Annotated in this window: 11 protein-coding genes, 2 tRNA genes and 1 riboswitch; of the genes, 3 read left to right on the forward strand and 10 right to left on the reverse strand. The window is 71.0% G+C overall.

Going from position 1 to position 13,763, the window contains the following annotated elements; genetic code table 11:
- Positions 1–17: 17 nt before the first annotated feature.
- A complete protein-coding gene (locus tag OG788_RS22335) occupies positions 18–1,358 on the forward strand; it encodes a PrsW family intramembrane metalloprotease (protein WP_406372996.1) in 1,341 nt (446 codons plus the stop codon).
- Positions 1,359–1,500: 142 nt separating this feature from the next.
- Here OG788_RS22335 and OG788_RS22340 read toward each other — a convergent pair whose 3' ends face one another.
- From OG788_RS22340 to OG788_RS22360, 5 genes are all read right to left on the reverse strand, one after another.
- Positions 1,501–2,445: an aldo/keto reductase gene (locus OG788_RS22340; protein ID WP_406372998.1), complete on the reverse strand. Its 945-nt coding sequence runs from the start codon at positions 2,443–2,445 to the stop codon at positions 1,501–1,503.
- A gap of 303 nt (positions 2,446–2,748) precedes the next feature.
- Positions 2,749–3,789, reverse strand: coding sequence for a M23 family metallopeptidase (locus OG788_RS22345; protein WP_351548738.1), 1,041 nt, complete (start codon positions 3,787–3,789; stop codon positions 2,749–2,751).
- 11 nt (positions 3,790–3,800) lie between these two features.
- Positions 3,801–3,958, reverse strand: a riboswitch (cyclic di-AMP (ydaO/yuaA leader).
- Positions 3,959–4,260: 302 nt separating this feature from the next.
- The gene (locus OG788_RS22350; protein WP_406372999.1) at positions 4,261–5,436 is read right to left on the reverse strand and encodes a PP2C family protein-serine/threonine phosphatase; all 1,176 of its coding nucleotides are present in this window, start codon (positions 5,434–5,436) and stop codon (positions 4,261–4,263) included.
- A 190-nt stretch (positions 5,437–5,626) separates the two neighbouring features.
- A tRNA-Met gene (locus tag OG788_RS22355) sits at positions 5,627–5,700 on the reverse strand.
- Between the two features lie 81 nt (positions 5,701–5,781).
- Positions 5,782–6,921 (reverse strand): dihydrofolate reductase family protein, encoded by a 1,140-nt coding sequence (locus OG788_RS22360; protein WP_406373001.1) that lies wholly within the window; start codon positions 6,919–6,921, stop codon positions 5,782–5,784.
- A gap of 66 nt (positions 6,922–6,987) precedes the next feature.
- Between OG788_RS22360 and OG788_RS22365 the strand changes: the two genes are divergently transcribed.
- Complete coding sequence (locus OG788_RS22365) at positions 6,988–7,497, forward strand: MarR family transcriptional regulator (RefSeq protein WP_356753148.1); 510 nt, start codon at positions 6,988–6,990, stop codon at positions 7,495–7,497.
- Positions 7,498–7,620: 123 nt separating this feature from the next.
- A complete protein-coding gene (gene ribA, locus OG788_RS22370; RefSeq protein WP_351548729.1) occupies positions 7,621–8,265 on the forward strand; it encodes a GTP cyclohydrolase II in 645 nt (214 codons plus the stop codon).
- 115 nt (positions 8,266–8,380) lie between these two features.
- Here ribA and OG788_RS22375 read toward each other — a convergent pair.
- The 5 genes from OG788_RS22375 to OG788_RS22395 all read right to left on the reverse strand — a co-directional run bounded on the left by OG788_RS22375 (position 8,381) and on the right by OG788_RS22395 (position 13,681).
- Positions 8,381–8,453, reverse strand: a tRNA-Lys gene (locus tag OG788_RS22375).
- Between the two features lie 121 nt (positions 8,454–8,574).
- Positions 8,575–10,110 (reverse strand): amino acid permease, encoded by a 1,536-nt coding sequence (locus tag OG788_RS22380; protein ID WP_406373003.1) that lies wholly within the window; start codon positions 10,108–10,110, stop codon positions 8,575–8,577.
- Positions 10,100–10,360 (reverse strand): FG-GAP repeat domain-containing protein, encoded by a 261-nt coding sequence (locus tag OG788_RS22385; protein ID WP_406373005.1) that lies wholly within the window; start codon positions 10,358–10,360, stop codon positions 10,100–10,102. Before OG788_RS22385 ends, OG788_RS22380 begins: the two co-directional genes overlap by 11 nt.
- Before the next feature lie 90 nt (positions 10,361–10,450).
- Entirely contained in the window at positions 10,451–12,679 is a 2,229-nt protein-coding gene (locus tag OG788_RS22390) for a DEAD/DEAH box helicase (RefSeq protein WP_406373007.1), read from the reverse strand.
- Positions 12,680–13,168: 489 nt separating this feature from the next.
- Entirely contained in the window at positions 13,169–13,681 is a 513-nt protein-coding gene (locus tag OG788_RS22395; protein ID WP_351548713.1) for a hypothetical protein, read from the reverse strand.
- Positions 13,682–13,763: the final 82 nt, after the last annotated feature.

Genomic DNA, 13,763 nt, shown 5'->3' on the forward strand with positions numbered 1-13,763 from the left:
TCGTTAGGGTCAATGCCGTGGCCATCCATCCTCCGTACCCGACACAGCCCGGCGGCCCCGCCGGACCTGCGCTGAGACACCCGCACTGGTGGCAGCGCAGATGGGTCCGGTACGGATCGCTGATCACGCTGCTCGCGATGTCCGGTCTCGTGATCCTCGCCCTCGTCCGCGAACAGACCGGCACGGAGGGCTTCCTGGTCGGCCTCGGACTGGCCGTGTTCCCCGTGCCGCTGCTCATCGCCGCCTTCCGGTGGCTGGACCGGGTCGAGCCGGGCCCCTGGCACAACCTGCTCTTCTCCTTCGCCTGGGGTGCCTGCGCGGCCGCGCTCATAGCGATCGTCGCCAACAGTTTCGCGACCCGGTGGATAGCGATCGCGACCGCGGATCCATCCAGCGCCGACACCCTCGGCGCGACCGTCATAGCGCCCGTCGTCGAGGAGTCGGCGAAGGCGGCGGCCGTCCTGCTGGTCTTCCTCTTCCGCAGACGGGACTTCACCGGGATCGTCGACGGCGTCGTGATCGCCGGGGTCACCGCCACCGGTTTCGCGTTCACCGAGAACATCCTCTATCTCGGCACCGCCTTCGGCACCGACCAGCTCAGCGGGGACAGCGGGCTCGCCTCCGTCACCGCCGCGACCTTCTTCGTACGCGTGGTGATGTCGCCCTTCGCGCATCCGCTGTTCACCGTGCTGACCGGCATCGGCTTCGGTTTCGCGGCGCTGTCCGCCGAGCGCCGGCATGTGCGCCGCGTGCTGTTCCCCCTGACCGGACTGCTGCTCGCGATGGGCATGCACGCGATCTGGAACGGCTCGTCGGGCTTCGGCGAGTGGGGGTTCTTCGGGGTGTACGCCGCGTTCATGGTGCCCGCGTTCGGGCTGCTGACCTGGCTGGCCGTCTGGACCCGGCAGCGTGAGCTGCGCACCGTGCGCGCGGAACTGCCCGCGTACACCGTCGCCGGGTGGCTGGGCGCGACGGAGCCGTGGGCGCTCGGCTCGATGCGGGCACGGCGGCTCGCCCGCGAGTACGCCGGCCACCACTTCGGGAAGGCCGCAGCGCGCTCGGTGGCGGAGTACGAGGCCTTCGCGACCTCGCTGGCGTTCCTGCGCCACCGGGGACGCCTCGGCCGCGCGGGCGCCGATTTCGTCGTACGGGAGCGCGAGTTGCTCGACGAGCTGTGGCGCCGCCGGGGGATCGCCCGCCCGGCCCTCGCCTACGCGGCCCGCGCGACGACACCGGTGCCCGCGCCGCCGCCCTGGCCGGCCCACGGGTACGCGCACAGCTACGGGTACGCCACCCAGCACGCACAGCCGTACGCCCCGCCGGTGCCTTATCCCGCGTACAACCCGTACCGCTCGTAGACGCGGCACCGCACCGGCACCGCCGGCCCCGACGCCGGCGGGAAACGGCATCACCGGCAGGGCACCGCCGGGGCCCGGCATCCCCGTCGGCTCGGCACCGCCGGTCGATACCGGCGGTGCCGTGCGCCCTGTCCTCCGGCGGTTACGCCGACGCCTTGGACAACCGCGTCAGTTCGTCGTCCGTCAGGACCAGGTCCGCGACCCCCAGCAGGGCCGGGAGCTGCTCCAGCGTCCGGGCGGAGGCGATCGGCGCGGCGACCGTCGGCTGGGCGGCCAGCCAGGCGAGGGCGACCGTCGCGACCTCGGTGCCATGGGCCTCGGCCACCTCGTCGAGGGCGGCGAGGACCCGCTGCCCGCGTTCCGTGTCGAGGTGCTTGGCCGCGGCCCCCGCGCGGGGCGAGTCGACCGTCGTGCCCGGGCGGTATTTGCCGGTGAGGAAGCCGGCGGCGAGCCCGAAGTAGGGGACGGCGGCCAGGCCGGCCCGGGAGGCGATGTCCCGCCGGGCGCCCTCGTAGGTGTCGCGCGAGACCAGGTTGTACTGCGGCTGGAGCGCGACATATCGCGCGAGGCCCTCGCGGTCGGAGAACTCCAGGGACTCCAGGAGCCGCTCGGGCGAGATGTTGGAGGCGGCGATGTGCCGCACCTTGCCCGCCGTCACCAGCTCGTCGAGGGCGCCGATGATCTCGTCGACCGGCACCTCAGGCTTGTCGAAATGCGTGTAGTAGAGGTCGATGTGGTCGGTACCCAGGCGGCGCAGCGACGCGTCGGCCGCGGCCTTGATGTTGGCGCCGGACAGGCCCGGGTACGCGGGGTGCTGGCTGACCTTCGTGGCGACCACGATGTCCGCGCGGTTGCCGCGGGTCTTCAGCCACTTGCCGATGATGGTCTCGGACTCGCCGCCCTCGTTGCCCTCGACCCACGACGAGTAGGAGTCGGCCGTGTCGAGGAAGTTGCCGCCGGCGGCCGCGTAGGCGTCGAGCACCGCGAAGGACCGGGTCTCGTCGGCCGTCCAGCCGAAGACGTTGCCACCGAGGGAGAGCGGGAAGACCTCGAGGTCGGACGAACCGAGCTTGCGAAGAGAAGTCATGCCCGACGTCAACGCCCCCACCTGATGCATGTATTCCGCACCCACTCCTGCGGGCCTGGTGAGAGGGTGCGTCCACACACGGCGGACCGGCAGCCCTGACGTCGGGGGGGTGTCGTCAGGACCGCCGGAGACAAGGAGAGCCGCGCGTACGGCCAGGAGCCGCACGCGCCGCGAGGCACACGGACCACGAACCCTCGGGCATGAGGGGTCGCGCGTACGGATCAGCGCGCGTACGGCTCAGAGGTCATACGGCTCAGAGCTCGTACGGGATCAGGAGCCCGTACGGGTCGGAAGTCGTACGGGTCAGGGGTTGAGGCCCTTGCTCTGGAGCCACGCCATCGGGTCGATGCCGGTGGCGGCGCCGCCGGGGTGCACCTCGAGGTGCAGGTGCGGCCCGGTGACATTGCCCGTCGCACCGACGCGCCCGATGACATCACCGGTGGCGACCTTCTGGCCCACGCTGACGCTGATGGACGACTGGTGGCAGAACCACAGCTCCGTACCGTCGTCGAGGGTGAGGATCGTGCGGTAGCCGTACGATCCGGCCCAGCCGGCCTCCGTGATGGTGCCGCTGTGGATCGCCTTGATGAGCGTTCCGGTGGGCGCCGCGAAGTCCAGTCCGGTGTGGTACCCGGAGGACCACATGGAGCCGGCCTCGCCGAAGGTCGAGGTCAGGGTGTACGAGGAGGTCGGCAGCGAGTAGCTCTTGGCGAGCTCGGCGAGGCGCTCGGCCTCGGCCTTCGCCTTGGCCGCGTCCTCCGCCTTCTTCTTCACCGCGGCGGCCTTGGCCTCCGCGTCGTCCTGCTGCTTGGCGGCGAGCGCGACGGCCTTCTTCGCGGCGGCGGCCTGGGCGGCCTGCTGGGCGGCGGTGTCGACCTGGTTCTGCTGCGACTCGGCCTGCTGCATGATGCGGGCGCGCAGCGCCTCACCGGCGTCCGTGGCGCCCTGCGCCGTGTCGACGCTGGTCAGACCGGCGCTCGTCAGCGGAGTGGTGGAACCCTTGGGAGCGCTGGATCCGCCGTCCGATATCAGGGCCTTGGCGGACTCGGTGACCGACGACAGGTCGGGCAGCGAGATCGAGACGGGCGCCTTGCCCGGCGCGGCGGTGGCCATGCCACCCGCACCGACGGCGGCTATGACACCCACGCCGAGAACGGTGGAGCTGCGGGCGAGTCCTCCGCCGCGCTGCTTGCCTACGCGGTGCCGGCCGCGGACGGGAAGAACGGAATCCTCGGTGGGGTTCCACTCTTCCCAGGTTCCCTCGTCCTTGCCGGAGGCATAGCCGAAGGTGTGAGTGTCATTCGGCGCGAACGAGGTTGGCTGAGCAGGCCGGTTGGACGCCACGTGGGCGCACTCCTTTCCTTCCCTGTCGCCTACCGGGTTAGCTGACGGGTTCGGAGCAGGAAGGTCTCCTACGCGCGTATAACCACCGTGCTTCCACGGCGCAATACGCTCGATTCACCCCAAGTAGGTGGTTCCCCGGTTCCTTTGCAGGATTCGGCACGTGCGCACGGAGCCATCTCTTGTGACGGCTGGGACGACCGCGCTGCGTTATCGAACGTTAATAGACTCAGGCACCGGATTCCAAGCTGTTCCGACTGATCATTAACAGCTTTTGGCCAGGACTTTGGGGTCATGGACGATGAAAAACGGGCGAGTTGACCACCCGGCATCGGCACGGATTTATTTGACGGTGCGTCAGATGTTATGCGGAGGGGCATCGTCCGATCACTCCTCGTGACAACGGTCGAGAAGGCCGTACGCGTCGCGGGTGACGACCCCCGAGCAGCCCCTGGACCGCTCGCCGGGCCCACCTCAGACGCGCCGGACGGCGAGCAGCGCCATGTCGTCCGTCAGGGCGCCGCCGGTGTGCCGGCGGACCTCCTCGGCGAGGGCGGTCAGCAGCGCGTCGGGGCCGGGAAAGGCCCGTCCCGCCAGCCGCTCGGCCGGATCGTAGAACTCCCCGCGCGGATCGCGGGCCTCGGACAGACCGTCGGTGTGCAGGAGCATCGTCGTCCCGCGCGGAAAGCGGGCCGTCAGCACGCGGTCGGGCCAGGTCCCCAGCTCGCCCATCCCGAGGGGCAGCGCGAAGGACTCGGCGACGAGCGCGACGATCGTGCCGTCGGGATGCAGGAGCAGGGGCGGCGGATGGCCGCGGTTGACGATGCGCACGATGTCCTCGTCGCCCGGGATCTCCGCGAGGACGGCGGTGGTGAACTCCTCGAACGCGTCGGGGCTCTCGTGCCGCGTGCCCGGGCGCGTCAGCGCCCGCTCCAGGCGCCGTGCGACCGCCACCAGGGACTCCTCCTGCTCGGCCGCCTCCCGGAACGCCCCGATCACGACGGCGACGGCGGCGACGGCGGCCATCCCCTTCCCGCGTACGTCGCCGACGACCATCCGCACGCCGTACGGCGAGTCCTGCACCGCGTACAGGTCACCGCCGATGAACGCGTCCGCCTGCGCCGCCTCGTACCGCGCCGCGACGTCGAGGCCGTCGATCCGCGCCTCGGGCTCGGGCAGCACGGCACGCTGCGCGAACTCGGCGATCTCCCGCACGGAGGCGAGCCGCTCGTCGCTGCGCCGGACGAGGATGTTGATGAGGGCCGCGAGCACGGCGGCCGTCGCCACGGTGACCGATTCGGTGACCGCGTCGACCTTCAGGGCGATGTCGAGCAGGTAGTGGACCAGCAGCACCGCGCCGACGGCGAGAACGCCGGTGAGGACGGTGCCGCGCAGCGAATAGAGGGACGCGGCGACCAGGGGCGCGGCCGTGAAGAGGGGGGCCGCGGTGAAGTCCGACGGCGTGAAGTAGTCGTAGATGATCCCGGCGACCACGAGCAGCACCGGCAGGGTCCGGAGCAAGGTGCGCGCGAAGGAGATCCTGCGGGGAGCCGCTCCCGCCGGACCGGGCAGCCGGGCGCCCCCGGGCGACGACCCGTCGGCGCGGTCACGCGGTTCTCCGGTTCGCTGCTCACCTCCTGGCTGCCCCACCCGTCCAGAAGACCGGGAGCGGGGACGGCGGGCGACCCGTGTGGCCCGACCGGGGGACGTCACCGGTGGCCGGAGGTGGACCTGTCCGCAGCACCGGCCGGGAGGCGAACGATTCCGCGGAGAACCGGCCGGAGGGCACAACACCAAGGGCCGGAACTCGTGAATCCGAGTTCCGGCCCTTGGCCTTCAGTAGCGGGGACAGGATTTGAACCTGCGACCTCTGGGTTATGAGCCCAGCGAGCTACCGAGCTGCTCCACCCCGCGTCGTTGAGACCAGTGTACGCCATCCGCGGGACCCGAAGCACACGCGTTCAAACGCGCCCCATCAGAGAGGCCGCGGGTGGGCTAGTCCGGGAGATGCAGGTTGGGGGCCTGGGCGCGTTCCGCGTACTCGGGGAGGACGACGACGTCGGCGCCCGCGGCGGCGAGGAGCCCGTTCCCGTCGGCGTCCGCGACGAACGTGTCGGGCTCGCGCCAGGCGGTGACGACCCGTCGCACACCGGCGTCGAGGATGAGCCGGGCGCAGGGCGCGGGCCGGGAGGCGCGGCGGGCGCACGGTTCCAGGCTGCTGTAGACGGTGGCGTCCGCCAGCCGCGGATCGGCCGGGTCGATCTTGGCGAGGGCGGCCTCCTCGGCGTGCACGACGGGGTCGTCGCCCTCGCGGGAGTGACCCCGGGCCAGCTCGGTCCCGTCGGCCGCGACGACCACGGCGCCCACGCTGAACGCGGTCTCCGAGGGCGGGCACAGCGCCGCCAGCTCGCAGGCGAGCTCCAGCCACCGCCGGTCCGCCGCGGAGGCGAGCGAGCCGGTGCCGGGCGCGGTGGGGACGTACCGGATGAGCACGACGTCACCGACGGGCCGGGTCTCCACCAGCCGCATCCGGCCGGGGGGATACGTCCCCGTTCCGAACAGCCGCGGCGCGTCCGGCTGTCCGACGAAGAGGGGGGCGACGGCGAGCTGCAGTTCGTCGGCGAGGCCCTCCCGCACGAGCTGGGTGTGGACCTTCCCGCCCCCTTCGACCATGAGCCGACCCACGCCCCGTTCGTCGTGGAGGTGTTCCAGCAGCACACGCCAGTCGAGTTCGGGGCCGGTCGTGACGACAGCGACGCCCGGGATGCCGTGCAGCCGGGCGGCCGCGCGGGGCGCGCCCTCGTCGGTCGTGTAGACGACCTTTTCGCCGCCCGTGTGCCAGAACTGTGCCTTCGGGTCGAGGTCGCCGGAGCCGCTGACGGTGACCTTCAGCGGGTACTCGGGGCGGCCGGCGGCGACGCGGGCCGCGCGCCGGTCGGCGGAGTTGACCAGGAGCCGCGGATTGTCCGTGCGCAGGGTGCCTGCGCCCACCAGGATCGCGTCGCTGGACGCCCGCACCTCGTCGACCCGGTCGAAGTCGGCCGCGCCCGAGAGCAGCAGCCGCTCGGGGCCGGTGTCGTCCAGGAAGCCGTCGAGGGAGACGGCGGCGGACAACAGGACGTAGGGACGGGGCATCGGGGCGCATCCTCCGGTCGCACGGGCACAGTGGTTCAAGTTTTAAACAATACCTAGACTGGGTCCATGACGACCCGCTGGCTCTCCGCCGCCGAACAGCGCGCCTGGCGCTCGTACCTCTCCGCGACCTCCCTGCTGGAGGACGCCATCGACCGCCGGCTGCAGGCGGAGGCGGGGATGCCCCACCTTTACTACTCCATCCTGGCCAAGTTGTCCGAGGCGCCGGACCGGCGGCTGCGGATGACCGACCTCGCCGAGGCCCAGAAGATCACCCGCAGCCGTCTGACGTACGCGGTGACCCGGCTGGAGAAGGACGGCACCGTGCGCCGGGAGGGCTGCCCCACCGACAAGCGCGGGCACATGGCCGTCCTCACCGACGCGGGCATGACCCTCCTGGAGCGGGTCGCACCGGGACACGTCGAGACGGTGCGGACGGCGATCTTCGACCATCTGACGCCTGAGCAGGTGGAACAGCTGGACGAGATCTGCGGGACCATCACCCGGGCCATCCAGGGCGGAAATTCCGGGGCGCCCGGGGAAGATCTGCCGTGGCGGCGGCGTTCCTGCTCCTCGTGAGGGACGCGAGGGGGACGTGAACCCCATTGCTTGAAGTTTTAAGCAGATGTAGTGTCTCCTTCCAGGACAGTGCTTCAAATCTGAAGCACCATCTCGTACGAACCCGCCGGACGGAGAGACCCCATGCGCGACCACCCCACCGCCACCGTGCGCACCCGCGTCCGCGTGCCCCTGCGCTTCGGCGACGGCTACTCCGTCGACGCGGAACTCGTCACCTTCCACGGCCTCGACGACGAGAAGGAACACCTGGCCGTCGTCCTCGGCGAGCCCGGACCGGACCCACTGGTGCGGCTGCACTCCGAGTGCCTGACCGGCGACGTCTTCGGCTCGGCCCGCTGCGACTGCGGACCACAGCTGCGCGAGGCGGTGGAGCAGATCGCGGACCGGGGCGGCGTCCTTCTCTATCTGCGCCAGGAGGGCCGCGGCATCGGCCTCTACAACAAGCTCGACGCGTACGCCCTCCAGGACCAGGGTCTCGACACCTACGCCGCCAACGCCGCCCTCGGCCTGCCCGAGGACGACCGCGACTACACGGCGGCCGCCCAGATGCTCCGGGCCCTCGGCATCGACTCCCTCGACCTGCTCTCCAACAACCCCGACAAGGCCGAACAGCTCCGCGAACTCGGCATCACGGTCTCCCACCGCGTCCCGACGGGCGTCTTCACCACCGCCCACAACGTGCGCTACCTGCGCGCCAAGGTCCTCCAGACCCAGCACACGCTCCCGCTGACGGAACTCACCGAGCTCACCGGCCTCTCGACGGGCTGACGCCCGCGCCCTCGGGCCGGCAGAGGGCGGACAGCGGGTCGGCGGGACCGCGCGGGACGCCCCGACAACGAAGCGAGCCCCTGTCTCAGATCACTCCGAGACGGGGGCTCTTCCGTAGACCCTGTGGGACTCGAACCCACAACCAATGGATTAAAAGTCCACTGCTCTGCCAATTGAGCTAAGGGTCCCCGCACCGGACAACGCCGGTACGGCGCACCGAACCGCGCCGATGCATCCCCGAGCATAGCGGGACGTGGCCGGGACTCCGATCGGGTATCGGGGACCCGGCCACGTCAAAAGCGCACAAGGTCAGGGATCGACCGGTTCGGGTGCGCCCTTGCGGGCGGCCTCACGGGCGATCGTGCGCTGGTGGTCGGGGTTGAGGAACCAGTGCCGGGCCGAGGCCGTCCACCAGGCCGCGGCGAAGCCGAGGACGGCCAGGACCGCGATCGGGGCGTAGTTGAACGTCTCCCAGGTGACCGGGGAGACCTGGGGCAGCATGAACAGGACCGTGATGACGGCCACCCAGCCGACCGCGACAACCCCCACGGGGCGGGACCAGCGGCCCAGATGCCAGGGCCCGCGCTCGAAGGCGTCCCCCTTGCGCACCCGCAGCAGCGTCGGGATGACGTACGCGACGTAGAGGCCGATCACCGCGATCGACGTCACGGCGGCGTAGGCCGCGTAGTTGATGAGGTACGGCAGGCCGAGCACGAGGGCGCCCAGCGCGGCCAGCCAGACGGCCGCGACGGGGGTCCGGGTGCGCGGATGCACCGTGTGCCACACCGAGGAGAACGGCAGCGCTCCGTCGCGCGAAAAGGCGTAGATCATGCGGCTGTTGGCCGTCACCGACGCCATGCCGCAGAACAGCTGCGCGCCGATCACGACCAGCAGCAGGAGCTTCCCGGACGTCGCCCCGAGCGCGTCCAGCAGGATCTGCGCCGGGGGCGCGCCGGTCGCCGAGCCCAACTCCTTGTCGTACGACTGGATGGCGAAGGTGAAGCCGAGGAGAAGGACGAATCCGGCGATCCACGAGGTCCAGATGGACCGCACGATGCCCTTCGGGCCGGCCGTGGAGGCGTCGTGGGTCTCCTCCGTCATATGGGCGGAGGCGTCGTACCCGGTGAACGTGTACTGCGCCATGAGGAGTCCGATGAGGACGACGTAGACCCCGCTGCCCCAGCCCGTGTTGTTCACGAACTTCGTGAACACGAAGCCGGCCGACTGGTGGTGGTCCGGCACGAAGGTCAGCGCGCCGACGATGACGGCGACGCCGATGACGTGCCACCAGACGCTGATGCTGTTGAGGAGGGCGACGATCCCCACGCCGAAGGTGTTCAGAAGGCCGTGCAGGATCAGGATTCCGGCGAACAGCAGGACCGTGCGGCCCGGTGTCACCTCGAAGTCGAACTGGAGGTTCAGATAGGCGCCGAGGAAGGACGCGGCGCCGAAGTCGATGCCCGCGGTCACGGCGACCTGTCCGAGGACGTTGAACCAGCCCGTGAACCACGCCCAGGCGGCCGCGCTGCGCTCCGGGGCGAGCCGGTGCGCCCAGAAGTACAGCCCGGCGGACGTCGGATAGGCCGAACAGATCTCGGCCATCGCGAGCCCGACGAACAGCGTCATCAGTCCGACCGCGACCCAGCCCCAGGTGATCACGGCGGGACCGCCGGTGTTCATGCCGAACAGATAGAGCGTCAGGCAGCCCGACAGGACCGAGATGATCGTGAAGGAGACCGCGTAGTTGGAGAACGCCGACATGCGGCGGGCGAGAACCTGCGTGTAACCGAGCTGGGCGAGCCGCTCTTCGTCCGACAGCCCAGTCGCTCTGGCGTCATCTGTCATGCCCCCAGCGATTCCCTCGTCGGGGGCATGACATGCGCCACCAGAGCGACCAAGTTGGCCAGAAAAGACCCTTGCAGCCCTGCCGGCCGCCGGCGATCTTCACCCGGGAACCGAACGAGCCCGTCCCCGTGCCGGCGTTGCGGTAGACGTTCCCCGAGGTGTCGCGCTCGACCAGGTCTTTCTTCCCGTCGCCGGTGACGTCGCCGACCCCGACGATCGCGCTGTACGACGCGCCCCAGTCGGGGAACACGCGTCTTCCGCGCGCTCCCGCGCGGACAGCGAAGTGGCCCCCACCCCGAACTCGGGTGAGGGCCACATCACTTGGCTAGGTCAGCGACGGTCAGCCGTTGCGCTTCCAGCGGGGCTTCTCGTCACGGCGGAACGAACCGGGAGCGGTGCCGGTGCCGGTCGTGCGGTGGTCGTCGCGACGGCCGGTCGGGCGGTCGTGGCCGGAGCGGAAGCTGCCGCCCGTGGGACGGTCGCCCTGACGGTCACGGTTGAAGGGACGGTCGCTGCCCCGGTGGCCGCCACGGTCGTCACGGTTGAAGCCGCCACCACGGTTGTCACGGTTGAAGCCACCGCCGCGGTTGTCGTCACGACGCTCGAAAGAACGGCCGCCACGGTCATCGCGGTTGAAGCCGCCACCACGGTTGTCGTCACGACGCTCGAAAGAACGGCCGCCACGGTCATCGCGGTTGAAGCCGCCACCACGGTTGTCGTCACGACGGAAACCGCCGCGGTCGTTGTCACGGTTGAAGCCGCCACCACGGTTGTCGCGGTTGAAGCCACCGCCGCGGTTGTCGTCACGACGCTCGAAAGAACGGCCGCCACGGTCATCGCGGTTGAAGCCGCCACCACGGTTGTCGTCACGACGGAAACCACCACGGTCGCCGCCACGGTCGTCACGACGGCCGCCGCGGTCGTCGCGGTTGAAGCCGCCACCACGGTTGTCGTCACGGCGGAAACCGCCACGGTCGTTGTCACGACGCTCGTAGTTGCCCCGCTCGTCGCGGCGCTGACGCGGCTCGTACGCGGGACGCTCGGCCGGCTCGGCGGCGACGGCCTCGGCTGCCGGGGCCTCGACGACTGCCTGCTCGGCGGCCTCGGCGGCCTCGGCGACGGCCACCTCCGGGTCCTCGCCCCGCTCACGCGCGGCACGGGCGACCAGACGGTCGGCCTCCCCGCGGAGCTCGGCGGCACGACGCTGCGCGCGCTCCAGCTCCTTGGTGAGCTGCGTGACCTCACGCTCGGCCTGCTGGGCGGCGTCGCCCGCGGACTGGGCCTGGACCTCGGTCATCGAACGGGCGCCGGTGATCTCGGCGACCTCGGGCTCGAAGGCCGTGCCCGAGTTGATGATGTGACGCGCGGCGTCGACGCCCGCGTCCTCCATCAGCCGGAAGATCTGGCGGCGCTGGTGCGGCAGCGACAGCGACACGACGGTGCCGGAGCGGCCGGCGCGGGCCGTACGGCCGGAGCGGTGCAGGTAGTCCTTGTGGTCACCGGCCGGGTCCACGTTCAGGACGAGGTCGATGCCGTCGACGTGGATACCGCGGGCGGCGACGTCGGTCGCGACGAGCGCGTTGACGTAACCGTCCTTGAAGTCGGCCAGCGTCCGGGTCCGGGCGCCCTGCGTCATGCCGCCGTGCAGCGCGTCGGCCTTCACACCGGCGTCGCGGAGCTGCTCGGCGATGCGGTCGGCGCCCAGCTGGGTACGGACGAAGATGATCGTGCGGCCCTTGCGGGAGGCGATCGCGGCGGTGACCGGCGCCTTGTCCTTGGGCTTCACGATGAGGATGTGGTGCGACATCGTCGTGACGTTGCCCTGGGCGCTGTCGACCTCGTGCGTCACCGGGTTCGTCAGGTAGCGCTTGACCAGCGTGGAGATCTCGTTCTCCATCGTGGCGGAGAACAGCATGCGCTGGCCGCCGGCCGGGATCTGGTCGAGCAGCTCGGTGACCTCGGGCAGGAAGCCCAGGTCCGACATCTGGTCGGCCTCGTCGAGGACGGCGATCTGGGTGTTCTCCAGCGAGCAGGCGCCGCGGTTGATGATGTCGCGCAGACGGCCCGGGGTGGCGACGAGGACGTCGACGCCGCGCTCCAGGGCGTAGATCTGGTTGCCCATCGACGTACCGCCGCAGACGACCTTCATCTTCAGGCCGAGGACGTCGCCGTAGGGCTGCAGCGCGTCGGCGACCTGCATGGCCAGCTCACGGGTCGGCGTGAGGATGACGGCGCGCGGCTTCTTCTTCTCGGTGTGACCACCGGCGAGCTGCGCGAGGGTCGGCAGACCGAAGGAGAGGGTCTTGCCGGAGCCGGTGCGGCCACGGCCGAGGATGTCCTTGCCGGCCAGGGCGTCCGGGATGGTCGCGGCCTGGATCGGGAAGGGGCTGGTCACGCCGTTCTGCGCGAGCTTGCGGACGACACCCTCGGGGAGACCGAGGTCCTCGAACGTGAGCTCGGGGGCGGACTCGACGGTCTCTACGGTCTCGATGACCTCGACGGCCTCGACCGCGTCGTTGTTCTCGTTGTTCTCGGGCACGACGACGTGATCAGTACTGGAAACAGACATGCGAAATGCGAACCTTCCGGAGTTCTTCGGCACGCGCCCAAACTCCGTGAAGTCGCAAACGACCGCCTCTATGCGGTCCGGCCACGGCAAGGGAGAGTACGCGCCACGCGGCGCTCTCTGCGGCGGCGCCGGGCAAATGGGATCAAACGATCTACTACCATACGCACCCGGCCCCCCTGAAGGCAAACCGAGTCCCGTACGAGCAGGTCACGGTGGTTTCCTCGCCACCTGCTCACTCCCACAAAGCTACCTCGGCCCGGCCGACCGCGCTGTTGAACCGGCCACATCCAGGCCACCGAAACCCGTGAACCCCGCCACACTCACGACGGCCGACACCGACGGACCGCCCTCCACGCCGACCCGCGCCGACGGCCGCAGACCATCCTTCGCGACCGACACCGGGCGCACCCCCGGCCCATTCCTCCCTCGGCCGGTCCGGTTCCGGTCCCCACGGCCGGACCCGCCCCGTCTCCTGACCCCCCGCGCCCGCTACACCGGTGCGCCCGCCTCGGGGGCCGGCTCCCGCTGCACCAGCTGCGTCGCCTGCTGCTCGTGCGCCGAGGACGACGGCTCCGCCGAGCCGGGATCGGGCGCGGGCGGCGAGGAGGTGGGCGGGGGTTCGGGTGTGGGCTCCGCCGTCGTACGCGTGGGACTCGGCTCGCCGGGCGGCACGGTGTCCGTGGACGGCCCGCCGCCCTTCTCCGTCGCCTTCGCGGACGGCTTCGCCCCCTCGGACCCCGACGCCGACGGAGACGCGTCGCCGGACGCGGACTCCCCCGGCTTCGCCGAGGACTTGCCGCCCTTGCCGCCCTTCGCGCCGTGGGACCCGACTCCGCCGCCGCCCACGGCGGTCCCGCCGCCGGGCGCCTCCCCGGCCCGCTGACCCGCCGAGTGCGAGGGTCCCGGCCGCTCCCCGTCGTCGCCGACGCTCATGCAGCCGGCGGCAGCGGCTACGGCGACGACCGCGGCGGCCAGACGGACGGGTACGTACAAGGCGCGCACGGGCGGCCACCTCCGAACGGGGCGTCCCCCGCTCGACCGGGGCCGAGAGCGTGGGGAGGAACGGGAGTTCTCCCCGTTCAAC

Origin of the sequence: Streptomyces sp. NBC_00647 (assembly GCF_045207245.1) — a bacterium.
Classification (GTDB): Bacteria; Actinomycetota; Actinomycetes; order Streptomycetales; family Streptomycetaceae; genus Streptomyces.